We start from the raw sequence: 25,679 nt of genomic DNA, 5'->3' as shown, positions 1-25,679 counted from the left end.
TCTCGGGGAGCTATGCCTCTGCGACAGTATTTTCTATACTGTACGCCTTTTTTGCTGTTGCCGATTAATCCGCGACACAGCGGACGTAGAGTCCTTTATAAACGCTAGCGTCGGTTCGGTCGATATCCTTATCGGCGCGGTTAAATTCCCACGAACGTGCGGTATTCTCCTGGATAGAAGTCAAAGACCAGTAGTGTCCGGAATTCATGCCGTCGCAGTAATTATCCCAGTCCTGACAACCGCCCTGCCCTAAATTGTCCCAATCGAGCGTTGCACGGTCTTGCTGGAAATCACGCCATTCACCGTCATCCGGCAAGTGCCAGCCCGTCGGGCAAGCCTTGCGCGCTTCTTCGTAAGTGTAATAACGGCCAAACTTTTCGCAGAAGGACTTGTCTTCTACATAGCACTGCTTTTCAGAAGTCACACTGAATGCGAGGTTTTTCATCATCCAGATTTTTTTGCCACGGACGCCAACCTTGTATTTTTTATTGTCGCGCTTATCCGTAAAAATCATATCCTTCGGGGAGATATTCTTTTCGGCAAACTGGTCACGCGCAAAGACGCAACGGATCTGAACAGCATCGGCTTCTTCGATATCCACGTACTTCGTTGTACCACGCTTGGTTTCAAGCCTTATAACATGATTCGCCGGACCACGCACTGCAAAATAGACAAAGCCCTTTCTTGCATTCACCACTTCATCCATTTCAAACTTGTAAAAGCCACGTGAAGAATTTCCAACAAAATCACTCATATTCTGAATTTTGTCGGAACCGGAAAATTTTTCTTCGATGAGTTCATCCCAGTCGGTTTCATCTGGGAGTTGCGTACCTTCAGGGCATGAAGCCTTCCAACTATCGCTTCGATAAAACGGAACACCATTTTCGTCGGTAAAGTATGCGGTCTTGCTGTATTTGAGACTTTGCTTAAACCAGTTTAGAGAGCCCGAGGGAATCCCGCGATAAACACGCCCATCCCTATAATCCTTAAACTCTGCTGCGTAATTATGGGTGACCACAGACACGGTCAAAACAGCAACGGCGCACAACGAACGCCACACCTCATCCAACATCAATAACCTCACAAATAATAGACTTACGAAGTAAGCCTACACAATATATATACGCTTTTTCGGAAAAAATGCTATAAAAAATTGTCAAAAGTAAAAAATAGCGCCAATATTGCCCGGAATTGCCCAAAAAGAAATTTTCTTTTTACAAACTTCATGCAATTTAAGGACTCCCAGGCTCACGCCAACCCCCATAAGCGATCCAACTACAACATCAGTAGGATAATGTTTTCCGGCAACCACGCGCAAGGCGCCAACAGCCGCAGCAAGCGTCAATGACGACGCCCAGACGAGACTTTTATATTGAGAGTTCGGGTAAATTTCAGAGAACCATTCACCTGTAAACACAGCCACCGTAAACGCGGCCGAGGCATGCCCTGAATAGAACGAGCCGTAAGCCTCCCCACGCGCGGACTCCGCCTTTTTGCGGCCTTCACCACGTTCCGCATAAATGTAAGGGCGCGGCCACAACTGCGATGAACGGACAATCTGGTTCAAGGCATTCTGCAAGGCAATCGCTTCCACAAACATAAGCGTAAAGGCACCAAAGTCATGACCATCGGCATCGCCCTTATACCAGGAGTACCCCGCCAAAGCCAAAGGAGCAACCGCCAAGGCTCCCGAATAATGGCTCACGGTCATAGCCCACCCGCTGTAATGCCCAGCAAACGGGCGGTCCCAAGGCAACAGCTCCGATTTGGGCTTCAAGTCGCTCGAAGAGATGCGCGACATCCCATAGTACTGATAAACGCCTAGCACCGAAGTCATAACGATTCCAAGCAAAAGCGGAACATCCAAGCGAACAGAGACATCGTAATGCCGAGACGCGGAATTTTCTACGGGGAGTGCGCCGGATGCGATTCCTGATGTGCCGGGCGTACTGAAAGCAAGCGTTGTCGAACACAACACCGCAAAAAGCACTCGAAATAAGCATTTAAATCGCCCAGAAAACATCAAAGTCCATCTAAAAATTTATATTCACAAACACAAACATACAAAAGTATTGGCGGAACACGTGACAAATTCGAATTTAAACCAGAACCGAGAACCGATCATCCCGAACATGGAACTTTTTGGAGCCATTTCCGACGAAATGCGCCTCAAGATACTGCTCCTACTGGACCAGTCCGAATTTACAGTCAACGAAATCAAGGACATTCTGGATATCCACCAGAGTAACGCAAGCCGCCATTTGGCAAAGCTTTCGCAATGCGGGCTCGTAAAAGACCGTCGCGACGGCATCAAGGCTTATTACCGCCTGAGCGAAGAACTTTATATGAGCAGCCGCCTGTTGCAGATTATCCGCGAAGCCTACGACGAACTGCAGGACAAGGATATTCTCAAGTGCCGTGCCGCACAAGCGCTCGAAGAACGCACCGACAAGACCAAGGGTCAAATCCACAAGCTCGACCAGGCCGGCGGTAGCCTCAAGGCGCAAATCAGCCTGTTCAGCAAGCTCATGGTGCCGTTCGAAAACGCCGTGGACATCGGTTGCGGCGAAGGCGGAGACCTTTCGCTCATGCTCGCAAGCCGTTGCAAGAACGTGACCGCCCTCGACTACGATCCGAAAATCATCAGCGGATTCCAGCAGATTTTGCACCAGAAAGGCATCGAAAACGTGACGCCCAAGGTCGCCGACATGACGCAGACGGGTCTCCCGTCCAACTATGCAGACCTCGTCCTGATGAGCCAGGTATTGCACCATGCAACGGACCCGCGCCTTGCCCTCAAGGAAGCGACCCGCATCTTGAAACCGGGTGGAATGCTTGCACTTTTGGACCTCGCCCAGCACAAGGAAGAATCGTTCCGCACGACGCACGGTCACATTTGGCTTGGTTTTGAACGCAGCCAGCTCGAATTCTTTGTGAAGGAGCTCAACTGCAAGGTCGTCGAAAGCGAAATCATCCCGAGTGAAAACGAAGTCGACAAAAAGCTCCCCGTGATTTGCATGATCATCACGAAAGAGTAAAAAATCGCTTGACCGTTTTGCGAAAAACAAATATCTTTATAAAAAAAGCCAAGGAGAAACCTTATGGGAAAATTGATTAAGTACGTCGTGATCGCCGCAGTGTGCATTATTTCTGCATTCGGCATCTACAGTCTCGTCAAGACCGCCAAGACCGACGAAAACACGCTCGAATAATCTCGATAGCAAATTCGTTCAAAAGCAAACAATTTAACAAACCGTAGTGGGCATCCTCTGCGGTATTTTTATATTTCCTGACATGAATTTCCTCAACAAGAAACCCGCATTCTTTGTGGCTATGGCCACAGTTTTCTTTGCGATTTTGCTGTTCGTCTTCCGCGATTTCGCATTCGATTCCAGTCAACTCATGCTCAACAGCGACCAGCTGAACGGCATCGGCAGCCGCATTTTGCGCACGTTCGACGTCATCCTCACGGAATGGGATGATAGCCGTCTTGGCGGTGTCCCGACGATTGACGCGCTCTTTGCCGACGCTTACCACCCGCTCGTATGGACGCAATTCATCATGGATCCGGCACGTGCCGTCGGTTTCAAGTTCATCTTGACCGTATGGGTAGCCTTCATGAGCGCTATGCTCCTCGCCTGGAACTTGACCGGCAACAAGTGGTGGGGCTCGCTTCTCGGATTCCTTTATGCATTTTCGCCGGAATACTTCACTTACATTTACGGTGGCCACGATGGAAAGATGATGGTTTTCGCCATCGCCCCGTTGGCTCTCCTTGCCATCCGTAAGATTGTCCGCGACGGAAGCCTTCCCTACCTTATCGTCTTTTCGCTTAGCGTCACCTGGATGATTCTCGGAAGCCACTTGCAGCTCACGTATCTCTTCTTGTGGGGTGCAGGTCTTTACACGCTTTACGAAGCAGCCTTCCATTGCAACACACTTGCCATCCGCGGTAAACGAGTCGGACTCGCTGCCGCAGGCCTCGCCTTTGGACTTGCCCTCAGTTGCTTCCAGGTGATTCCGCCTTACCTCTACACCACGACGCAATCAGTCCGCGGTGAAGGAGACCACACCAATTACGGTCACGCCGTGAGCTGGTCCTTCCATCAGGAAGAAATGGCACAGATGCTCATCCCGGGATTTATCGGTGTCGACGTCTACGAACAGGACGAAAAGACGAATGACCTGAAGAGCAGTTCCTTGGTCAACATCACCATGGACGAATACCGCAAGATGGCCGAATCCGGCAGTCAAGGGAGCCCGTTCTACTGGGGCCATAACAGCTTCAAGCTCGACCACAACAACGCAGGCGCACTCCTCACGTTCCTCGGTTTCCTCTGTCTGTTCCTCCCGGGCAAGCGCCGTTGGGCTAGTTTCTGGGGACTCGGTGCTGTCGTTGCTTTGAGCTACGGCATGGGCGACCATTCCCCGCTCTTCAAGCTCTGGTACAATATTCTACCGGGCGTCAAGAACTTCCGCGCTCCGGGCATGGCCCTTTTCTGGCTCCCGCTCTTGCTCGTGATGATGGCAGGCCCCGTGCTCAAGGCTCTCTCCGACGAAAGCGAAAATGCAGCCAAGAACCGCAAGGCATTATTGCATGGTGCCGCCATGTTTGTCATTCTACTTTTGCTCGTCGTGATTGCTCGTTTCAACTGGACACTCTTTATCAGCCCGTTCGGATTTGTCGTTTGCCTCGCCTACGCAGTTGCATGCCTCGGCGTGATGAGCCTCGACGATCAAGACAAGGCCATCAACGTCCAGAACTTTGTCGATGCATTCAAGTCCAAGCTTCCGGGAACTTCTAGAAGCGTCCAGGCAGCCGTCGTTATCGGATTTGCAATCATCGGGCTCTTCCTCATGAGCGGTCAGAAACTCTTGAACGACCCCGTCACAGCCCCGTACTTCAAGCCGCTGAACGAAGTCGTGATGAACGCCACCGCCTCAAAAATTCTTCCTAGTTTCTTCTTGATTCTTATCGTCATCGGCGTAAGCTTTGCCGTATTCAAGTGGAAAGGGAGCATCCCTGCCAAGGTCGGCATTCTCGCAGCAGTTGCAGGCCTTGAGCTCATGACCATCAACGGTGCGTTTATCCAAAACGTGGCCGCCAAAGAATACTTGCAGCCGAACAACGGCGTCGTTGCTGCGCTCAAGGCTCCGTTCAAAGCAGATTCCATCAACCAACCGCGCGTACTTTCGCTCTCGCGCAATAAGGCTATCAGCGGAAACATCTTCCCACAGTACCACATGCGTAATGCGGACGGTTTCCACGACAACGAACTTGCAAGCTACCGCGAATTCCGTGGCGGTCAGGGCAATGCGAACTACTTGATGAACATCAACGAACCGGATGGAGCACATCCGTTCCTCGACTTGATGAACATCAACGCCATCATCTTCGACACACAGCGCGGCACGACCTACATGCCGATTACAACCGCCATGGGCGAAGCCTACATCTACGGTGAATCGACCACGATGGAAGATTCCAAGGCCATTGACGCGCTCAAGAACGGCTTTGAATACCGCGAAAAAGTCATTCTCTCCGAAGAACCGCAAAACAAGGGTGAAGGAGGCATCGCACAGGGCAAGGCAAAGCTTGTTGCAAGCCCGAAGATGGACACGCAAGTGTTCCAGGTCGAAAGCGACCGCGCAGGTTTCATGGTTATCGCAGGCAACTACCACCCCTACTGGAAAGCAACCGTCAACGGCAAGGAAGCCAAGGTCTACAAGGCATTCGGCGACCTCCGCGCTGTTGAAATCCCGAAGGGCAAATCCGAAGTCCGCATGGAATACCGCAGTAAGCCGTTCCACGCATGCCTCAAGGTGAGCCTGTTTGCAGCCATCTTGCTCATCGCCTTCGGAGCGTTCGTCTTCGTGAAAAGCAAGAAAACGAAGAACGCATAATACAACGCAAGAAGCACCTGTAATACAAGACGCGCACAATTCATAACAGGATGCGCGCGGTCTTATAACGAGACGCGCGCAACTCCATAACGAGATGCGCACGGTCCTATAACGAGACTCGCAAATTTCACTACAAGACGCTCGCCAAACGCGAGCGTTTTTTCGTACAAAAAAATCCCGCCAGGGGTTACCTGACGAGATTTTAAAAGGGTGATTCCCGATCAAGTCGGGAATGACAACCAAAGGGTGCGATTACACAACCTTCGTCATGCCGCTCATGCGTTCGCGGAGCCAAGCACCGACTTCTTCCACCGGATGCTGACGGATGTTCTTGTTCACCTTGATGAGTTCTTCGTTATCGACAGCGTTGGTATTGCCTTCGTTGAAGATATCGCCAATGTCGCCCTTCTTGACTTCGTTCTTCATGAAGTCTGCGAGGAGAGGAACGCACTTGTTAGCAAACAGGTAGCAGCCGTATTCAGCAGTATCGCTGATGACGCGGTTCATTTCGAACAGCTTCTTACGAGCGATGAGGTTTGCAATGAGCGGAGTTTCGTGGAGAGATTCGTAGTAAGCGCTCATCGGCTTGATGCCCACAGAGCACATGGTTTCGAATGCGAGTTCCACACCGGCCTTGATCATAGCGGTCATGAGAACGCCACGGTCGAAGTATTCCTGTTCGGTGATCTGCTTGTCAGTTGCGGCAACCTTTTCGAATTCGAGTTCGCCAGTTTCGCCACGCCACTTGAGGAGGTCCTTGTCGCCAGCTTCCCAGTCGACCATCATCGTGCTGGAGAACTTGCCAGAGATGATGTTGTCCTGATGTTCCTGGTAGAGCGGCTTCATGATCTTCTTCATCTTTTCAGCAAGTTCCGTTGCGCGGATCTTAGCCGGGTTGGAGAGACGGTCCATCATGTTCGTGATGCCACCATGCTTGAGGGCTTCAGAAATCGTTTCCCAGCCGTACTGGAGGAGCTTCACAGCGTAAGCCTTATCGATACCGAATTCCTTCACCATCTTGTCGTAGCAAAGGATCGTACCGGTCTGGAGCATACCGCAAAGGATGGTCTGTTCGCCCATGAGGTCAGACTTCACTTCGGCGACGAAAGAGCTTTCGAGAACGCCCGGACGGTCAGCATGGAGACCAGCGGCGTAAGCCTTGGCATAGTCCCAGCCCTTGCCTTCAGGGTCGTTTTCCGGGTGGACAGCGATAAGGCACGGCATGCCGAAACCACGGAGGTATTCAGAACGAACTTCGGAACCCGGTCCCTTCGGAGCGACCATGATCACAGTGATGTCCTTGCGGATTTCCTGGCCTTCTTCGACGATGTTGAAGCCATGGCTGTAAGAGAGAGCTGCGCCCTTCTTCATGAGCTTCATGATAGCCGGGATCACGTTGTGGTGCTGCTTATCCGGTGTGAGGTTGCAAACGAGGTCTGCATCCGGAATCATTTCTTCATAAGTACCGACCTTGAAGCCGTTTTCAGTAGCGTTCTTCCAGGACTGGCGCTTCTGTTCGATGGCTTCCTTGCGGAGCGTGTAGGAAACATCCAAACCGCTATCGCGAAGGTCGAGACCCTGATGGAGACCCTGAGCACCGCAACCGACGAACACAATCTTCTTACCCTTGAGGGCTTCAACACCACGGCTGAATTCAGAATGTTCCATGAAACGGCAGTGGCCAATTTCTTCGAGTTGGCGACGCATAGGGATAGAGTTGAAATAATTCATTTTTTTGAACCTCTGTTAAATAAAATGTTCCAAGCGGAAAGATAGCAAAGTAAAGTGGAAAAAGTTACTAGTTTCCATCCACTAGTTACTAGAAAACGTAAAAAAACGGGACTGGAGGGGGAAGCCTCCCCCTGATTGCAGCCCCGGTACGCCGGGTCTTCCATCACCCCTACTGCGGGCGCTCAGTCGCCGCCCCGCAACGCCCCGGCTTCATCAGCAAAAAAATTCTTTGCTACATTAAAAAAGTCCAACAACAAAAGGTCTCCCTATGCCCATCACAAACAAAGCTACAGTCACGCAATGGAACGAAGAAAAAGGATTCGGTTTTGCAACCGCAAACGGAATAAAATACTTTGTCCATATTTCAGCTTTAGGGCATCCCGTGAGACCGCCTAAAGTCGGTGATACAATCATCATCTACAACTTCGGCAAAAACGAGAAAGGTGCAAAAATTGAAAAAGGATTTCTCGATGGTGTCGCCTCACGAGACGAGCAAGTAACCTCCCCGGTGCGCAAAAATTATCGCAAGGCGAAAAAATCCAAGATTGCTGTGATAGTCGCGATATGCATCGCGTTGGCATTCGCATTCGACATATACGTAGTTTACACAACCCCCGATGATGCCCCCCGCAAGAAAAAAGTCTGCCTATTAAAAGAAAATCCCGCCGAAAAGGAATACACATCAAGACTCCATGTTGCAAAGTACATCTGCGACAATGACCGTCTACCTTCCTATTATGTAACCAAAAGCGAGGGTAAAAAGCTTTACGAACAAAAAACCGGCAAAACATTTGTGAAATGGAATTTCAATCCGCATACAACGCTCGGCGTGATGATCGGCGGAGACTATTTCGACAATCGCGAAGGAAGACTTCCGACAGCGTATTACTACGAAGCCGATGTCGATTACTTCGGCAACAATCGCGGCACAAACCGCCTAGTCTATAGTAGCGGCTGTAACATTTATTACACCACCGACCACTACAAAACATTCAGCAAAATAATGTTTGAGAAACAACCTTGAATTAAAATTTGTGCGTTTTAGAAAATCCCGCTACCCTTCAAATTTCCAGCCGCAATCGTTGTGATAAATCATCTGGCGAGTCATGCCGCCGTCGATGCAGATATTTTCACCGGTGATGAAACCGGCCTTGTCGCTAGCAAGGTAAAGCACCATATTCGCGATATCGAGCGGGTTTCCGACACGACCCGCGGGCTGCTGCGAAGCATCAGGACCTTCGTAGACTTTGAAATCCGTATCAATCCAACCCGGCGAAATCGAGTTCACGCGCACACGGCCTGCAAAACTCACAGCAAGCGCATGCGTGAGTGCTGCAATTCCGCCCTTCGCCGCAGTATAGCTTTCGGTTTGTGGTTGGCTCATGCGATCGCGAGACGACGAGATATTTATAATGCTAGCGCCCTTTGCAAAATGCGGCGCAAAAAGTTTTGCAAGATAAAACGGAGCGGTCACGCCGACAGCAAGCGCATAACTGAATTCTTCGTAACTACATTCGTCAATACCCTTCATCAGCGGGAGTGCGTTATTTACCAGCACATCCACATGCCCGTATTTTTCGATAACAAACTGCGCAAACTTTTCCAAAGTCTCTTTCTTTGAAAGATCCCCGACAAAGCAGGAATTCTCGCGAATGTCAATGAACGCGACCTTCGCTCCTTCTTTTTCAAATTCACTCACAATAGAAGCGCCAATACCATGCGCCCCACCCGTCACCACGACCACTTTATCTTCAAACAATTTCATAAGGTTAAATATACATTCCTGTTCTTTACAAGTGAGTCGCTGACAACCATTGGCGACAAAATAAAGCCTTTTGCAAACGGTTGGTTGCAAAATTTAGGGATTCATCGTTTTTTGCGAATTTTCTTTTTAGCTTTTCCCTCCCCCCCTAAAAGAGGTCCTAAATGTTCATAACACTCATTCATTTAATCAATTTGAAAAATACCCTCATTAAATACATCAAGAGCTTCTGTAGATAGAGACGACTTTGACAAGATATTGACTTTTCAACATAATATATGTATATTACAGATATAAAAGTACGATTTGATGAGGAAAAAGCCCAAAAGGTACTCGAAAAACACGGAGTCGTCATGGAAGAAGTCAGGCAAGAAATTCTTGCCGAACGCTTTAAGCCCGAATTGGTTAGAAACCAGCGAGACCACGAAGGCCAGCGGATGTTTCTAGTCATTATCAAGGGTTATGTCATCTGCGTTCCGTTTGTGGAAGAAAAAGACGGGACATTCTTTCTAAAAACGGCTTTTCCAAACCGAGTCTATCAGCGGAGGTACGAAAATGGCGAACTCAGAATTTGATCCGATGGATGAAGAAGAAAGACTCCTCATGGAAGCCATTGAACGAGGCGATACAGAACCTCTTCCTAAAGAAGAAGAAGATCGCATTAAAGCATCAATCCGCGGGTCGGCTCACAACATAACCATCCGAATGAAAGACGCAGATATCGAAGGTATGAAGGCTAAGGCCGCACGTCTTGGCACAAGCTACCAGACACTCATTAACAGCCTTATACACCGCTATCTCAACGGAGGTGTAATCATCAAAGAATCTTTTTAGCCTCTACTCCGCAAATCCGGGAGGCGGCAAGTGCATACCGGCCATCAGGAGTTTATGTTCGCGAGCGTATTGCATAATGCGTTTGCGGCTTGCTGCAGATTTTTCCTTGTCCATGTCGTAATTGGAGTTGATTTCGGGATGGTTCTTTTGCAAAGCGTAGCCGTGCATCAAGTCGCCGATTACGAGCAGATTTGAAATTTGGAAAGCGGAGTGTCCCGGCGTATGGCCAACGGCATCCATTGCAAGCACACCATGCGGGAGGCTGTCTCCAAACGCAAACAAATGAAGTCTATCTTTATAAAGAGCCATAATGTTCTTTTGCAAATCATTTTTCGGAATGTCGTTCATCCAAGCATCATATTCCACCTTGCCTGCATAAACGGATGCATTCTTAAAAACCTTTTCCATCTTCCCGGCGCTACCGCTTTTCACGAGGCCTGCAATGTGATCTGCATGGAAATGCGTCAAGTAAACAAGCCCGATGGAATCTGGATTCACTTTCAAAGCTTCAAGACGCTTTAAAAGCTGTCCGCCCCACGCTCCAAGACCAGCGTCAAACAGGATGTACTTGCCATCGACCTTCACCAAGAACGTGCTGACAGAAGCCGGGAGCCCCGCAGGCATATTCAAACTTTCATAAAGCGAATCGTTCGCATCGCTGAAGAGTTCACGAGGCATAAACTTTTTACCCTCGTTATCCTGAATCCAAGTGACCGAAGCTCCGTTCGCAAGCGCAATGGTTTTCGTACCCTCGACAGCAGGCGTTTCCACTTTTGCAGACGTCTCGCGACTCAACGCGGCCTTATTTTCTGTAGAATTTTTTGTTGAATTTTTCGATTCGTTGCAGCCAACGACAGTCAAAGCAAGCGCCGCAATAAAAGGAATAAAAATATTGTCAAACAGTTTCATATGAGTAAATATATACTAAAAGACGCAGGATTACATTCGCAAACTTGACACACAAGACTCATTATCCTATTCTTTCTGCAAATGCTCCAGTTTTTCGATGTCACAAGAGATGCCCCCTGGTTTCCGCAGGTCAAGGCGCTGTACGAATCGGCGTTCCCGGCGAACGAACGCATTCCAATAAAGCATTTGCTCGACGATAAAATCAAGCGAGAATTTTTGGCATTTTTCGACAAGGAAGATGGCGAAAATACCGCGGACGAAAATACTGCGACTCCCAGGTTCTGCGGGTTTTCAAATTCCATCACGCACGGGAGCATTACGAACATCATCTATTTCGCCGTCGTTCCAGAACTGCGCAGCCGCGGGTACGGCTCACAAATTCTGCAAGTCATTCGCGAACAACACCCCGACACACGCATCGTCGTCGATATCGAAGTCGAAGAAGATTCCAAGGACGCCGAAGAACTTGAACGCAGGAATCGTCGCCGCGACTTTTACCTGCGCAACGGCTTTGGCTCCTCCCCTGTCGATTACGTCTGGCAAGGCGAGCACTACCGCCTACTCACCGCAGGCGGCACCGTCACCGAAAAAAAATTCCGCGACTTCTGGAAAGAAATTCTGAAGAACGTCCCCGGAGCAAAGTACCCGTAAAAATCTGAAAATCAACAGCCACTTCGGCAGCACCAAGGCTCCAAAAAAAATGGCCCAAAAGCCAAGAATCTATCCAATTCTTCTGATTTTTTCAGCGTCAAACCGCTTGCGAACCCGCATAAATAAAGGTATATTCAAAAAGTAGGTCTTATAGGGGCTCTTTATGAGCTGAGGTAAAACACCCGTGATGCTTGTTTTTGCAGGATTCTGTAGTACGACTACAGGGCAGCGTTTGTTGATGGAAGGAATTTCAAATTTAGTTGCTGCAAAATATAGAGTTTTTTGGGGTGAACACGAAGATTTCTCAAGTGCTGTTATGCAAACTTGGGGCTTTGATAACTTTAATCCATAAAATATTTATTAGGAAGTGAATATTGTTTCAGATGACTCGAAATTTTTTTTTCTTATGCAGCTTTGCTTTTGTGTTTGTATGCACTTCGTGTGATGGAAAGGCCCTTTTTGAAGGCTATGGAGAGTTTCATTTTAAGAAAAAAACTTCAGATGGGAAACAAATGGAACGTTGTGTGATTGAAGGAAAAAAACTTTCGGTATATGAAGAGAATGTTGAGGCTGATTTTTGGAGTCGTCTGTATTTCTCCATTGGTGCGAAAAATTTAAACCGTGTTTATCGATTTGCTTATGAAAATGAATCAGAAAAAGAATTTTTTGGAACATATCAATTTCCTGTAACGACGGGAATAGGGGCTATTCATGAAAATACTGGTATGGTTGTTGTAGAAACATCCGATTTAATAACAATTTTCTATAATAAGGAACCTGTAGATGGTTTTTTCATAGAGAAAAACCCATTTTCAAAAAAAATACTTTTTGTATTTAAGTCTAGATTGTCGGAATTAAAACGTAAAGAAGGAGTGTGTTTTTATTATATATAAGTTTATTTTGTTGTTTTTTTATTTGTGTTGTATCAAAACTCTTTTATGCCTTGACGAACGCGGCAATGTCATTGTGGCTCATTCGCCTCTCAGATCTTATAGGGGCTCTTTGGGGGCAGAGGTAAAACTACACCTTTGAAAAAGTGGTATATTGTCCTAAAAGAGTTTTATCATGTTTAGTTAAGTCTTATAGGGATTCTTTAAAAGCCGAGGCAAGCAATGATAATCGCAATCAACAAAGATGATCCGTGGTGGGAAAAGACCCGCACTTTCGCGAAAGATTGCCCATGGCAGCCGGGGCGTCGTTTAGCCGAGCGAATGTCAAAGAACGATTTCCTAGACTGGGAAAAAGTTTTCGTTGCTGTACACGGTGAAGATGTTGTCGGCTTTTGCGTTCTCGAGGAGAACGGGAACATTCCTGCGAAATTCAGTTGCAGCCCTTTTATAAATCTCATTTACGTTGGCGAAGAATTCCGGGGAGAGCGGCTATCCAAAAGCTTAATTGACGCAGCGCTTGATTACGCCCAAAGGCTCGGCTACAAAAAAGTTTATCTCAAAAGCGAGCACCACGGCCTATACGAAAAATACGGGTTCAAGAAGATTGCTGATTTCGAACCAACGGTCGGGCTAGCAAACCAACTGTTTGAAATAGAAATTTCAGTTTAACGTTAGCCTTTTAGCACTCATTCGTGGCAAAAAAATCTTTTGACTTTTCCGCCCTTTTTATCCTATATTAAAAGTATGAAATACTTAAAAATGTTTTTGAGGGTTCTGCTAGGTATTTTTATGACCTATGCAGGTATCAGTCACTTGACCATCGCTAGGCAGGAATTCCTAGCGCAGGTTCCTTCATGGTTTCCGCAGAATCCAGGATTCCTGGATTTCGTGGTATTGGCCTCGGGGGTTGTCGAGATCGCTCTCGGCCTCAGCATGATATTCTTGTACAAGCACAAGGGTACGGTTGGCGTACTGCTTGCGCTGTTCTACGTTGCTATTTTCCCGGGCAACATCAGCCAGTACGTGAACGGCATCAACGCATTCGGACTTGACACTGACCAGGCTCGTTTTATCCGCCTGTTCTTCCAGCCTGTGCTGATTGCCTGGGCACTCTGGTCCACTGACGGCGTGCAGAAGCTCAAGGAATGGCGCAAAAGTCCTAAAAAGGCGGAATCTCCGTAAAAAAAACGCCCATCCCTAAAAATGCGCCTGTAGTCACAAATGTCCACAGGCGTTTATTTAATTTTTGCCAAACTATATTTGAGTATATATTTACAGGAAAACCGTTCCGCAGTGACCATTTAAAAGGCGTTGTTTATGGGATATTCAAATTTTTTCACAGTGGCTGCTTTCGGCACGCTATTTGCGGTCTCCCCCACATTGGCCATCGACATTACCGTTGATGCAAATGCGGGCATCAAGAAAATTTCGCCGTACCTTTACGGGCGAAACATCGACAAAATCAGCGATGGCGACGCTGAGGTGACCGAAGAAGAGTCTGCCTTCATCAACCAGATGCTCGAAGCAGGCATCCACATGTTGCGAGCGAACAACGGCAACAACGCCACGCGCTACAATTGGCGTCACAAAATGACAGTTCACCCCGACTGGTATAACAACGTGTACTCGCACGATTGGGCGATTACCGCACAAAAGGTGCTCGACAACATGCCGGGGATCGACGCGATGTACGCCTTCCAGCTCACAGGCTATGCAGCTAGTAGCACTGACTACAACTTTCCCGACTGGAACTGGAAACAAGAACACGGCACGTACGCAACGCAAACGTTCGACCTTGCGGGCGGCGGCGAAGTCTCAGAAGACGGAAAGACGCTCATCAAAGCGGGCGACCCATCGCTTTACAACATAGAATGGCCGGCCGATTCTACGGTAGCGATTATCCCGCATTGGAAAGACGAACTCAAGTTTGATATGAGCCGTTTCAAGTATTGGAGCATGGACAACGAGATGGAAATTTGGCGCGGTACACATTCCGACCTGGATTTGCCCGTCACGGGAGACTTTCTCGTTGAGCGTTACATTGACGTTGCCAAGAAGGCGCGCGCCCAGTGGAAAGACATCAAGCTCACCGGCCCTGTTGCCGCAAACGAATGGCAATGGTGTTCCGTATCTTCGTACAACAAGGAAGACCGCCCTAAAGGCGAAGACCGCAACTACTGTTGGCTAGAATACTTTATCATGAAAGTTGCCGAAGAACAGAAAAAATCTGGTGTTCGCCTACTCGATGTTTTCGACATTCACTGGTACCCGACAGAAAAGGATTACGAATCACGCGTGAACTGGCATCGAGTCTTGTTTGACACGACCTATAACTATCCAGGCGCAAACGGCATAAAGATGGTCGGTGGCAACTGGGACAATAAAATCACCAAGGAGTACATCTTCAAGCGTATCAACGACTGGCTCGAAAAATATTTCGGCAAGGATCACGGCATTACGCTCGGCATTACCGAAACCGACCTGAACGATTCTGATCCTATGGTGACAGCACTCATTTACGCGTCATTCCTTGGCACCATGCAGGACAACGGTGTCGAAATTTTCACCCCGTGGACCTGGGGCGACGGTATGTACGAAACAGTGCACCTTTTCAGCCGCTACGGTCATCCAAACCGAGTGCAGTCGACTTCAAGTAATGATTCGCTGGTATCCGCCTACAGTTCAATCAGTAACAAGGGCGATTCGCTCACAGTCATCTTCGTGAACCGCGCTGAAAAGGACGCACAAGAAATCAACCTCGATCTTGCGAACTTCGCCTCCGACGGAACAGTCAAAACACTCACCTTGCAAAATCTCCAAGGCGAAACGTTCGTTTCGCACACAAGCAACGCCTTGAAAGAGAACGCAGTTGAAGCAAATGCGCAGGGCGGAACGACCACTGCGACGGGCTACAGCATAAACAGATTCAAGATGACGCTCCCTGCAAAATCCATCACCGCGGTGCTACTCACTACAACTACGCCAAAACAAATCGACGCCATAGCCCCCACGAGAAGCGCTCTCACAGGGAACCTGCTGCACCATGAAAACGGCAACTGGTTTATCGACAACGGTTCAGGGAAAGTGCGCCGTATAAACGTGTTCAACAGTCTCGGGCAAAGCGTACTGCGAATGCACGCCATCGCCCGCGGAAACATCCGCATTGCAAGCGAAGTACTCGGCAGAGGCAATTTCATTGTGCGCATAGAAACTGCAAGCGGAACGCAAATGCAAAAAATAACAGTGAAGTAGAATTTATCTATAGCAATAACTAATGAAAGCCTATCATACCAGAACGCTAATCTATCAAGTCGTTCTGGAATCTTGATAGGTGTTCGAACGGCAAAATTTGGCGTCCTCTGAAAAGTCCGCAACCATCGTTAATCAATTGATTGTTGATGGCCTTAAACATATTCACGTCCAGCTTTGAAAGCTCAAGTTCCTGCAATTTCGTCAGACGCTCATAAGCATCGTCAAAGTAAACGCACTCGCCACTCGGAATTTGATCGTGCTTGGAACGACGCGTTTCTTGTGTTTTTTCATACCCGAAGTGGTTTGCATCACCGATTTCGGCAAAGTCATCCATATCTTTTGTTCTAAGTTGTACTTCCGTATAGCAACGCGCAAGATTATCATACATCGTTATGTGCAACGATTGATAACCGGAGCTTCGCGGAGTGACCACCGAATCATGGTAATAGGGTTGAACGGCTTCTTTTAGCAAGTCGCAATGGCCGCCATCCTTGTGTCTTGAAATTTCTGGAGTAAAACCTCGTTCCTCCAAAAATTCAGGCATGACGTTTGCAATCTCGTAAAGATACTTCCGTTCAACCTCGCTCCGCTCTTCACCTTTTTTGATATGGCAAGCAGGCATCGAAATAACGATTCGATAAGCAATCAAGTCGCGAAAATTCAGCGTGCTTTTAATTTCGGCTTCAGACGGGAACACTCCATTTTTCTTGTAATAGTTGTAAACAAATTCAAGGATATAGCCATTGAATTTTTCTTCGGCGCGAATCAAGGACTTGATGCGTCCTTTGAACGTAAACGCCAAGAAGGGATATTCCCTCGTCATGTACTTGTAGAACTCTTTGATTCTTTGAGACTGAGAGGTCAAGAAGTCGTTATGCTCCAAAAGCTCTATTATCTGTATCAGAAAATTCGAATGAGCAAGATCGATGCTATTATGCGTTTCCTTAGCACTGTTTCTGAGATCATTTGAATATTGATGCAAAATTTTCAGCACCGTATTTCCAGAAAACAAATAGTCGTTCAAAGAAATCATCTTACGCCTCCCGAGCAAGAATTCTTGCGGTTTTTACGTGTCAAAATATAACAAAAGCTCTTGCGAATTCTAGTGAAATAAGGTAAATTGCAAAACAAATATTTTTTGCATTTCAAAACATTACGTACGATGTAAAAGAGGTTTCAAAAATTGTAACAAATTACAAAAACTTGAAAAACATTAACCTAAAATTTTCAGAAAAAATTTTTATGGAAAAAAGAGAACTTAAAATTCACGGCATTTACAAGCACTTCAAAAATCGCTACTACATTGTTGAGGGAGTAGCGAAACATTCCGAAACCGACGAAGAATACGTCATCTACCGCGCACTTTACGGCGATAATGCAGTTTGGCTTCGCGAGAAATCCATGTTCCTAAGCGAAGTCGATCACGAAAAGTATCCGGACGTCAAACAAAAATACCGTTTTGAAGAAGTTGAATTAGGATAAATTATTTAATTTTTAACAAACCTTACAATATCTATTGAACCCGCAGGCGATTTCACAACAATTCCGTAAACGCCAGGCGGCAACGAAGACAAGTCAAGATCCTTGCGGAAATATCCATGAACTTTGTGAGATCCATTCACGGACATAATTGTATAGCGGAACGAGTCCATACTTCCGCGAACAAGCAAACGATTTCCGCAAATTTCCACTCCATACGATTTTGAAAAATGCGGTAAGGCAACTACATCCGAATCTCTATTCAACGAATCCGGTACATCTAGAGTTTTCGCAACTTTAGCCTCGCGAGCATCATCAAAGAACTTGACCATTTTATCGAGATTCGCCTCGACATACATTTCATTCCCTCCATGGGAACCGCCCTGCACAGAAACAAGTTCCGCCACGACATTATGCGCCTTGAGGGAATCGTAAAGTTCCTGACTCTGTTCCTTGTTCACAATTTGGTCGGACGTCCCATGAAAAAGGATTATAGGCGTATCATCGTCACTTGCGTAATACGGTGAACTCGCCACCATCCACTTGTCTTTATTACCCTCTCGTTCAGCACCGATAAAAGCGCCCTCGTATGTTCCCGAACCCATGAAATTATTGATTGGATTCATTGTATAAATATCTGTCGGCGGAGACCACAGCGTTGCCGCATCAATACAGCTACTGAACGAAGTAAATTCACCGAGCGAGCCCACTAAATCTACAGTCACAGGCCCAGACTTGCCTTCTTTCAAGCCACAGGTTGTTGCGACCAAACTAGAAAGGTGACCACCCGACGAGAACCCTGACATGGCAATAAAATTCGTATCGATTTTATACTTTGAAGCGTTGCCACGCATAAAACGCACAACAGCTTTGAGGTCATGAAGTTGCGCCGGATAAATCGCATCGCTTGCGGAACGGTGATTCGGAGTAACCACAGCATAGCCAGCCTTAAGAAGCGCCGCACAGATTGTATTTAAATCTGCAGAACCCTTGGAATTGTTCTGGCTCCAAGCGCTACCGTATGTATGGATAACAACCGGATAAGAATCCTTGCTCTCCTTGGGCAAGTAAATATCCAGCGTATGGTAGACTTTGCCATCGCCCGCGTAATTTACATCGGCAAACTTTTCAGAGTACTCCATCTTACTGTTACCAGATTGCGGACCGCCAAATCCACCACCTCCGAATCCACCGCCGCCCCACTGAGCGAACGCAGAAACAATAGTGGTAAAGTAAACCGCTATAGGCCATTTTTTCATATACACTCCAATCAACATCGGTCCTAACACACGGACCCCATCCAATTAAAATTTATACACAAAATAGACAAACAAGCAATTAGGGCAAATATTTCCATTGTTTTATTTTACAACTAACGATTGAATGTATTTTCATTACTTATATTATACGTTATGAACAAGAAAACACTTATAGCTTCGCTTATTATTATCGTCGGGATTCTCATGATTACATTCTTCGTGAGAGACTGGCTTGTATTTTACAACTGCGGTGCCGTCGAGCAGTGTCTCGTTGAAAGCAGCAACTACCAGAATATCGCAAAGTTCGCTGTTACCGCCATCATGACGGTTGTCGTATTTTTCATTGGCGGGAATTGCCTTTGCAAGCGCGACCGCAACTTTTTGCAGGCGGGTTTCGCTATGGCTTTGTGTGCGGACTTCTGCTTGAAAATCATGCATAATTACGCACACGTTCTAGAACACCGTAGCGATTACACGTTGCTTGGCATTTGCTTCTTTATGGTTGTGCAGGCACTTTTCATTTACCGTCACACACGCACAAGCGATACGGACAAGAGCTCTCCGTGGATTTTGATTATTCCGTTTACAGTCATGTTTATTGCAAACGCGCTTCATCTGTTCCGCATTTTCGAAGGACCGACAGTCCCGATTATCGCAACTTATGCAGCATTCCTCATTTGCTCACTCGTTGTCGCCTGCAAGGTTCCTAGCAAAGGATATTTCCCCGCTAAAAACGCACGCAACATCAAACGCGGCATGATTCTATTCTTCTGCTGCGATGCATGCGTAGGCATTTCGCTTGCAACCGGCGATGACCACAGCGTTCAAGAAATCGTGGCCACAGTCGCCAACAACTTCGTATGGTATTTCTACACGCCGGCCCTGATTTTACTCGGGCTCAGCGGATACAAGAGAAAAGAGTAATTTATTTAATTGTCCGGCCCTTGAAATCGTAGGCACGAGGCTCTAGCTTCGTGCCATTATTGTTAGGCACGCCCCCATTACGATCGCCGAACTGCACGTAAAGCATCCCATTCTTACGGAAAACTCTAGCGCCATAAGCAGGGGCAATCGTCCGCGCAGTCTCGTGGATTCCAACAGACGGGTCCTTCGTCGGGATTTCATCACCTGACTTGAGCAAGCGCCACATCTGGTTCCATTCCCAGTCATCAGCCCAACTTTGCACCACGCGTTCGCCATCCGTCGTTGCACGCAGATACATATTGCTGTGTTGCATTTTCATGCGCACCACGGAGCCCTCGTAGCCGGATTGCTTTTCCATAACCACCTTTTGATGCCCGCCGCCGTTCCACTTGTATAGCCCCATCGTCACACCCGCATCGGTTGACTCATTCGGCGTATCTAGCGAGATATCGCCAAAATTGATGCGGTAAGTCGTCGAAGAAAGCGGAGTTATCGTCGCAATCGCATTATCGCCGCTGCAATCGCCAAGCGCAAGCTTGTCCTCGGCAGTTCGCGTCATGCATGTACCAAAATTCATCGACATAATGCGCACGGTATCGGGCTTTGCTGGTTTCGCCTGCCATACACGCACCCAGTCTGCTTCGAAATACGCAGGCTTGTCCGACGTGATTTCAATATCATCGCCCGCCCAGCCGCCAATCGCCAAATTCACGATAATGTACTGCGCCGAAAGCTGCTTGATTTCAGTCGGGCGGTTGTAACTTGCAAACTTTTTGTCGTCAAAATAAAAGCTAAGCGTTGACTCGTCCCATTCCACCGCATACGTGTGGAAATCCGCCGAGCGGTCCACATTGTCGTCCTTATGGCCGCCAAAAGAGGCTTCGTGGTCCCATGCTGAACCATGGCTGTTGTACCAGCTCGGGTCGGTGTAATGTAAATAGTAATGGTGTTGCTTGCGTGATGCTGGGATTTCCAAGATGTCAATTTCTGGAGGCCAGCCGTCTTGCAACGTCCAGAACGCAGGCCAAGTTCCCTTTTGTGAGGGCGCCTTGAATCGGCCTTCGATATAGCCGTACTTAACCTCAAATTTTCCCTTCGTGTCAATTGCACCCGAAGTGTAATCGACCGGGATTTCCTTGTTGTTGAACTTCGCCGTTCTGCCCTTGGCATCCGGGTGTGTTTTCTTTTCGCCCTTAAGCTTGAGGGTTCCATCGGAGACAATCACGTTTTCTTTGGCGCAGTAGGCGCGATGGTTATGCGTCGGGCCCCAGTTGTACGTCGAATTCCACTTTTTCGTGTCAAGCGAAGTGCCGTCAAAGTTATCTTCAAAAACGAGATCCCAGCCGCTAAAGTTAGACGGCGGGGCAGCAAAAGCGATAGTCGCGAGCGCCACGATGCTCGCAATGACGTGATTCTTTTTCATATCCAATTCCAATCCTCACCCACAGCCTTTGCAAAAATTGCCACCACCAAAAACAAAAATGCCGCAGGTCTTATAAATATACCTACAGCACTTCGATAAGCCTAGTTAAAAGTTGTAAAAAAGCCCCGAATCTACGATTTTTGAGCTTTACTTAGCGTTCATCACGTGTCTGCGCCATTTTCCGCTCTTCCAGCGACGCCAGAAAATCAGCGGAGCCGTGCTATAAACGGCAACTACCACAATCCAAGCGTAATGGGCCGGCAGATGGAAGACGTAAGCCACGATGTACAAGGCAATCGCCACGAACCAGTTCATGATACCGCAAGCGAACATCACCCAGACCGTATCGCCCGCACCGCGAAGCGCACCCGCATAAATCACAAGCAAAACTTCGACAAAAATGTAGAACGTCGCAATCCGAAGCATGAACATGCTCATCGGGCGAGCCGCATTAAAAATCGCAAGCGCGCTTTCCGTCGCCTCGGCAACATCCGGCTTGAAAATATCCGTCAGCACTCCCGGCAAGAAGATGAAGAAAATCCCCATTACCAGGGAATAGCCCCAGCCGAGCTTAAGCCCGGAATAAGTCGAACGCGTCGCCGCAGCAGCATTCTTAGCGCCCACATAGCGCCCCACCAGGCTCGTCGACGCGACCTCCAACCCCATCAGCGGCACATACGCCACCAAGTCCCAGTTGAACATGATTGAAGATGCGGTCGCCGCCTCAGGCCCAAGCGCATGAAACATCAAAATCAACGACTGAAACGCCGCCATATTCAAGAACATCTCAACGCCAGACGGGATTCCCTTTTGCAAAAGTTCGCGGGTCAACGGCCAGCTAAACGCAAAAGCAAAACGCGTGCGGAACCGACGATGGCAACTATTGCTAAAGAACTTCGCAAACAGAATCACCGTAGAAACCACATTGCCAATAAGCGTGCCATAAGCAGCGCCCGCAACGCCCATCGCGGGAATCGGACCGTAGCCATAAATCAATACAAAGTTGCAGGCCACGTTCACAATCATGCCAGCGAAAGCCGCCTTCATCACGACCTTGGTTTCGCCAATACCGCTAAAGAAACACGGAGCCGCGTTACGCAACAAGTTGATTACGCCACCGAACATCAAGATGTTGAAATACGTCTTCTGGTATTCGAGCTGATCCGCCGGCAAATGCTCCAGTCCAAATGCAAAATGCCCCAGCGGAATCGTGAGGTACAAAAGCGGCACTGAAATCAGCGACAAGTACACCGACTGCATGAACACGCGGGCACAATCCCAGCGTTTTTTACCACCCAAGCGCTGAGCCACCATCGCCGTCGTATAGCTAATCGCTCCCGTAAAAAACATCGTGAGTGCAAGCTGCACCGCCCCCGCCCCAAGCGCCGCATTCATTTCGGCAGGGCCAAGCTTCGAGAGGAACAAACGGTCGATGAACGTCATGAACGTATCAAACGACATCGACAGAAGCATCGGGAGTGCCACCACGAGCACATCCTTCACGTCCCCGTTCTTCTTGAATTTCGAAGGTTTATAGAACCTATTTAAAATAGCATCAACCATAGCTTGGCAAAGATAGAAAAAATCAAAGACCGCGCGACAGCCGATTTTACTTTCCTATTTCTTTTTTCAGCCTCAAGAGAACTTCTTTCTTATCTGAATCCGAGTTAAACCAAAGGCTATCGATATACAAGCCATCGACAAAGCCTTTGGCAAGCGCCTCGTTGGCATGCTCCTGAGTATCCCACTTTTTTATCTGTAACGTGATAGATTCCTTGGCAAGCGAAGATGAAGCCTTCTTCAGCAGGGACTCATCTTCTGCGCGAACTACACCCACAGAAAACGTCAATGACGTTTCCTCTTTTTTGACAGTTGCGCGTTTGCGGGCACAGCAATCAAAACGAGCCATCGCAAGGGAACTCAGCAAAATACAAAGTAATACAATCTTTTTCATATGAATTCCTAGAAGTCAAACATCGCTTCTACACCAAAAATAAAGGAAGGATCATTCTTATTCCCTTCGGACGGCCAATCATCGCCATACGGGATATCGACAAGCACCATCGAAATAATATCTATTTTAAAGTCAGGAACATTAAAGTAGAATCTTCCGCCGATGCGCGCAGAGCCCAAGTCATCCTTTTTATCTAAGCTGTTCGTATGCAATTCCAAAGGAACGCCGATACTCAGATATTCATTCACGGCAACGCTCGGCTCCAACGCGACAAAGAAGTATTCCGGTCGCGTCGTGATTTCTAGACTTGTACGAATAGGGTCATCGATGAACGCATAGAACAAAGAGCCCACTATGCAAAATCTCGAAATATCAAATGACGGTTCTGCAAGCAAAACATGATTCGAGACAGCATCGTCACTCGCAAGGAACACGGAATGGAACCCGTATAGTCCATGGAACGCAAAAGGGCCAAACGCAAGCGATAAATCTAACCCCGCATAAAGTTCATTGTAGTCTTTACGCTGATAGCTTTTGTAATCAAAATAAGGACGGAAAACTTGATTTGCAATTTCTAGGTTGTACGCCGCATGAACTTCATACGTATAACCTTCCAGACAATCCATTCCCATGTACTCGCCAAACATGAAATGGTAATGGCAACTTTGGTCATTGCCCGCAGTGCCAAAACCTATATCAAATTGCAATCCGTTCCACTGGAATTCTAAACCGCGAATCGTCTTTTGCGAAATGCCTGCAGCGTCATCGCGCGGATCCCCAAAATCATAATAATTCTTGAAAATACCTTCAAAAAATTTCAAGTCACCAACGCGAAAGAAAGTGCGTTCCGAACGAGTGTATTGAATATACGCACCATTAAAGACAACAGCAGGATTTACGGGATCCATAGACGATTCATCACCCATGTCCATCCCTTCCATATCCTCCATTCCGTTCATCGCCATCCCCATCGCTTCGAGTTCAAGCCATGCAGACCAGCGATCGTTAAAACGAAGGTCAAAGTCCAAATCTAGCATAGATTCAAAACGGTGCGTAACCTTAGACTCATCCGTATTCCAATCGGCATAAGCGTGGACCATCACCATCCCAGAAAGGTCCAACTTCGGGCGAATTTCAGAAAAAGCGACACCAGCAAACAATAAAACGCATGATAAAATTATTTTATTCATAACACAAAGGAGTATCTTTTTACAGATACTCCTCCCCATAATTAATAATTACTTGTCACCCTTGATAAAGTTGTCGATATAGTCCGTTACCGTTTCTACAGCGGCTTTGGAACCCCAATGTGTATTATGGTCCGCATCTTTGACTTCACGGAACACGACTTTCTTTGCCTTAGAAAGGCCATCCTGCAACGCTTCTTGCGACTTTTTATCGAATATAGCGTCCTTTGTACCCCAGATAATTTGGACATCCGATGTAATCGAAGAAAGACGATTCGAATTATCAATCTTCAACAAATTCCTGACGAGGAATTTCCATGCATAGTAAGGAACTTGTTTTAAATGTTCCAAGTTCGCCGCCTGGAATTCTTCATCGGAATTCGTATTTTCGCCCCACTTTTCAATGAAGGATTCAGGAAGTTTCTGCGTGGAATCGTAAGCAAAAATTCCATCAAAATTTTTATCACCTGTGCCATTCACAAGCCAATCTATCGTGGCACTCGTTTCATCGACCGCAGCGCCCGAGCCAATCAATGTAATGGATGCAATTTTATCGGCATGCAAAATAGAGAGTTCCTGCGCCACAAACGCGCCTAGAGAATGACCAACAATATGCGGTTTCTTCAGTTCAAGTTTATCAATAAAGGCTGCGATATCATTCGTCAATTCCTTGAGCGCATAAGCCGATTCTTCAATAGGTTTATCCGTCTTTCCGTTACCGCGGAGTTCCGGAACATAAACGCGATAGCCCTTCTTGGCAAGCACTGGCGCCACCTGCGACCAAGAAACGCGACCATCCGTAAGGCCGTGGATCAAAATGACAGGAGTGCCCTTTTCGTCACCCGTGACCGTATAAGCCAAGTGGATTCCTGTAGACAAATGCACAGCCTTTTCGGTCCAATCCACTTCCTGATAATCCGAAAATCTCTTGGTCGTAAAGGTATTGTTCTTGCCCATAAAATGATGGCCATTCACTTTTGCGTTGTCTTCAAAAGCGTAGACATCCGTATTGCTGCTACCCACATGAACCACATCGGCACTACCCGAGAAATCGACGCGGCCAGAGCGCTTAATCAACAGATTTCCCGTGACCTTGACGTTTTTAAGCACCGTTGCGCCCGGCGTTGACGTATTCACCGTCAAGACGCCTTCAATCGTCGTATCTTGCAAGAAGATGATGCCATCTTTAATATTTTCATCGCCAAGCGTCAAGCCGCTTGATGCAGATTTGTGGTCACCAGATTCCGTAGCATGACCAGAATGTTCATCGGCAGCACCGGAATGCGTTTCGCCAGAACCGGAGTGTTCTTCCGTAGAATGGTTTTCATGATCTTCAGAGGTTGAAGGAGCGACAGAATTTGAATCGTCATCAGAACATGCAGAAAGTGAAAGAATAGAAGCTAAAATAATAGTCGAAAGTTTCGTACGGTTTTTAAAGATATTCATTGAATCCTCCATTGTTGAGTTGTTTTAGCACGCACAATGATAGATTCTATAAAGACTTTTGTCCAATACTATTA

Annotated in this window: 25 protein-coding genes; 13 read left to right on the top strand and 12 right to left on the bottom strand. The window is 47.4% G+C overall.

What is annotated here, in order from left to right; translation table 11 throughout:
• Positions 1–64: 64 nt before the first annotated feature.
• The gene (locus B7982_RS04745) at positions 65–1,072 is read right to left on the bottom strand and encodes an FISUMP domain-containing protein (RefSeq protein ID WP_088659762.1); all 1,008 of its coding nucleotides are present in this window, start codon (positions 1,070–1,072) and stop codon (positions 65–67) included.
• An 84-nt stretch (positions 1,073–1,156) separates the two neighbouring features.
• Positions 1,157–1,978, bottom strand: coding sequence for a phosphatase PAP2 family protein (locus tag B7982_RS04740; RefSeq protein ID WP_158212964.1), 822 nt, complete (start codon positions 1,976–1,978; stop codon positions 1,157–1,159).
• A 106-nt stretch (positions 1,979–2,084) separates the two neighbouring features.
• Here B7982_RS04740 and B7982_RS04735 point away from each other — a divergent pair, with 106 nt between their 5' ends.
• Complete coding sequence (locus B7982_RS04735; RefSeq protein WP_233138374.1) at positions 2,085–3,038, top strand: metalloregulator ArsR/SmtB family transcription factor; 954 nt, start codon at positions 2,085–2,087, stop codon at positions 3,036–3,038.
• A gap of 256 nt (positions 3,039–3,294) precedes the next feature.
• Positions 3,295–5,904, top strand: coding sequence for a hypothetical protein (locus tag B7982_RS04730; protein ID WP_088659760.1), 2,610 nt, complete (start codon positions 3,295–3,297; stop codon positions 5,902–5,904).
• A 252-nt stretch (positions 5,905–6,156) separates the two neighbouring features.
• On the opposite strand, the gene ilvC is transcribed toward B7982_RS04730, so the two are convergent.
• On the bottom strand, positions 6,157–7,635 hold the full coding sequence (gene ilvC, locus B7982_RS04725; protein ID WP_088659759.1) for a ketol-acid reductoisomerase: 1,479 nt from the start codon (positions 7,633–7,635) through the stop codon (positions 6,157–6,159).
• A 268-nt stretch (positions 7,636–7,903) separates the two neighbouring features.
• On the opposite strand from ilvC, the gene B7982_RS04720 reads away from it, so the two are divergent.
• Positions 7,904–8,659: a ribonuclease domain-containing protein gene (locus B7982_RS04720; protein ID WP_088659758.1), complete on the top strand. Its 756-nt coding sequence runs from the start codon at positions 7,904–7,906 to the stop codon at positions 8,657–8,659.
• A gap of 30 nt (positions 8,660–8,689) precedes the next feature.
• On the opposite strand, the gene B7982_RS04715 is transcribed toward B7982_RS04720, so the two are convergent.
• Positions 8,690–9,400, bottom strand: coding sequence for an SDR family NAD(P)-dependent oxidoreductase (locus B7982_RS04715; protein WP_088659757.1), 711 nt, complete (start codon positions 9,398–9,400; stop codon positions 8,690–8,692).
• A gap of 350 nt (positions 9,401–9,750) precedes the next feature.
• Here B7982_RS04715 and B7982_RS04710 point away from each other — a divergent pair, with 350 nt between their 5' ends.
• Complete coding sequence (locus B7982_RS04710) at positions 9,751–9,972, top strand: hypothetical protein (protein WP_158212963.1); 222 nt, start codon at positions 9,751–9,753, stop codon at positions 9,970–9,972.
• Positions 9,953–10,231, top strand: a complete 279-nt coding sequence (locus tag B7982_RS04705) for a hypothetical protein (RefSeq protein WP_088659755.1) — start codon at positions 9,953–9,955, stop codon at positions 10,229–10,231. The genes B7982_RS04710 and B7982_RS04705 overlap by 20 nt, the downstream gene beginning before the upstream one ends.
• A 3-nt stretch (positions 10,232–10,234) precedes the next feature.
• Here B7982_RS04705 and B7982_RS04700 read toward each other — a convergent pair whose 3' ends face one another.
• Positions 10,235–11,140: an MBL fold metallo-hydrolase gene (locus B7982_RS04700; protein WP_088659754.1), complete on the bottom strand. Its 906-nt coding sequence runs from the start codon at positions 11,138–11,140 to the stop codon at positions 10,235–10,237.
• Between the two features lie 81 nt (positions 11,141–11,221).
• Here B7982_RS04700 and B7982_RS04695 point away from each other — a divergent pair, with 81 nt between their 5' ends.
• From B7982_RS04695 to B7982_RS04675, 6 genes are all read left to right on the top strand, one after another.
• On the top strand, positions 11,222–11,791 hold the full coding sequence (locus tag B7982_RS04695) for a GNAT family N-acetyltransferase (protein ID WP_088659753.1): 570 nt from the start codon (positions 11,222–11,224) through the stop codon (positions 11,789–11,791).
• A 184-nt stretch (positions 11,792–11,975) separates the two neighbouring features.
• Positions 11,976–12,143, top strand: coding sequence for a hypothetical protein (locus B7982_RS14860; RefSeq protein ID WP_158212962.1), 168 nt, complete (start codon positions 11,976–11,978; stop codon positions 12,141–12,143).
• A 31-nt stretch (positions 12,144–12,174) separates the two neighbouring features.
• Positions 12,175–12,684, top strand: a complete 510-nt coding sequence (locus B7982_RS04690; RefSeq protein ID WP_088660009.1) for a hypothetical protein — start codon at positions 12,175–12,177, stop codon at positions 12,682–12,684.
• A gap of 219 nt (positions 12,685–12,903) precedes the next feature.
• Entirely contained in the window at positions 12,904–13,350 is a 447-nt protein-coding gene (locus tag B7982_RS04685; RefSeq protein ID WP_088659752.1) for a GNAT family N-acetyltransferase, read from the top strand.
• Positions 13,351–13,425: 75 nt separating this feature from the next.
• Entirely contained in the window at positions 13,426–13,863 is a 438-nt protein-coding gene (locus tag B7982_RS04680) for a hypothetical protein (RefSeq protein WP_088659751.1), read from the top strand.
• 135 nt (positions 13,864–13,998) lie between these two features.
• On the top strand, positions 13,999–15,933 hold the full coding sequence (locus B7982_RS04675) for a glycoside hydrolase family 44 protein (RefSeq protein WP_088659750.1): 1,935 nt from the start codon (positions 13,999–14,001) through the stop codon (positions 15,931–15,933).
• A 46-nt stretch (positions 15,934–15,979) separates the two neighbouring features.
• Here the strand turns inward: B7982_RS04675 and B7982_RS04670 are convergent, their stop codons facing one another.
• Entirely contained in the window at positions 15,980–16,966 is a 987-nt protein-coding gene (locus B7982_RS04670; protein WP_088659749.1) for a guanosine polyphosphate pyrophosphohydrolase, read from the bottom strand.
• A 209-nt stretch (positions 16,967–17,175) separates the two neighbouring features.
• On the opposite strand from B7982_RS04670, the gene B7982_RS04665 reads away from it, so the two are divergent.
• A complete protein-coding gene (locus B7982_RS04665; protein WP_088660008.1) occupies positions 17,176–17,415 on the top strand; it encodes a DUF1653 domain-containing protein in 240 nt (79 codons plus the stop codon).
• A gap of 5 nt (positions 17,416–17,420) precedes the next feature.
• On the opposite strand, the gene B7982_RS04660 is transcribed toward B7982_RS04665, so the two are convergent.
• The gene (locus B7982_RS04660) at positions 17,421–18,671 is read right to left on the bottom strand and encodes an alpha/beta hydrolase (RefSeq protein WP_233138373.1); all 1,251 of its coding nucleotides are present in this window, start codon (positions 18,669–18,671) and stop codon (positions 17,421–17,423) included.
• A gap of 153 nt (positions 18,672–18,824) precedes the next feature.
• Here B7982_RS04660 and B7982_RS04655 point away from each other — a divergent pair, with 153 nt between their 5' ends.
• Entirely contained in the window at positions 18,825–19,595 is a 771-nt protein-coding gene (locus tag B7982_RS04655; RefSeq protein ID WP_088659748.1) for a lysoplasmalogenase family protein, read from the top strand.
• 1 nt (position 19,596) lies between these two features.
• Here the strand turns inward: B7982_RS04655 and B7982_RS04650 are convergent, their stop codons facing one another.
• From B7982_RS04650 to B7982_RS04630, 5 genes are all read right to left on the bottom strand, one after another.
• Complete coding sequence (locus B7982_RS04650; protein WP_088659747.1) at positions 19,597–21,018, bottom strand: glycoside hydrolase family 16 protein; 1,422 nt, start codon at positions 21,016–21,018, stop codon at positions 19,597–19,599.
• Positions 21,019–21,165: 147 nt separating this feature from the next.
• Complete coding sequence (locus B7982_RS04645) at positions 21,166–22,581, bottom strand: MATE family efflux transporter (protein ID WP_088629278.1); 1,416 nt, start codon at positions 22,579–22,581, stop codon at positions 21,166–21,168.
• Between the two features lie 46 nt (positions 22,582–22,627).
• Complete coding sequence (locus tag B7982_RS04640; RefSeq protein ID WP_014547040.1) at positions 22,628–22,972, bottom strand: MetQ/NlpA family ABC transporter substrate-binding protein; 345 nt, start codon at positions 22,970–22,972, stop codon at positions 22,628–22,630.
• 8 nt (positions 22,973–22,980) lie between these two features.
• Positions 22,981–24,162, bottom strand: a complete 1,182-nt coding sequence (locus B7982_RS04635) for a hypothetical protein (RefSeq protein ID WP_233138372.1) — start codon at positions 24,160–24,162, stop codon at positions 22,981–22,983.
• A gap of 48 nt (positions 24,163–24,210) precedes the next feature.
• Positions 24,211–25,605: an alpha/beta fold hydrolase gene (locus tag B7982_RS04630; protein ID WP_158212961.1), complete on the bottom strand. Its 1,395-nt coding sequence runs from the start codon at positions 25,603–25,605 to the stop codon at positions 24,211–24,213.
• Positions 25,606–25,679: the final 74 nt, after the last annotated feature.

The sequence above is a fragment of the Fibrobacter sp. UWB2 genome (assembly GCF_002210425.1).
GTDB lineage: Bacteria > Fibrobacterota > Fibrobacteria > Fibrobacterales > Fibrobacteraceae > Fibrobacter > Fibrobacter elongatus.
Note: the sequence above shows the minus strand (reverse complement) of the source record. Positions and strands in the feature narration are given on the sequence as shown.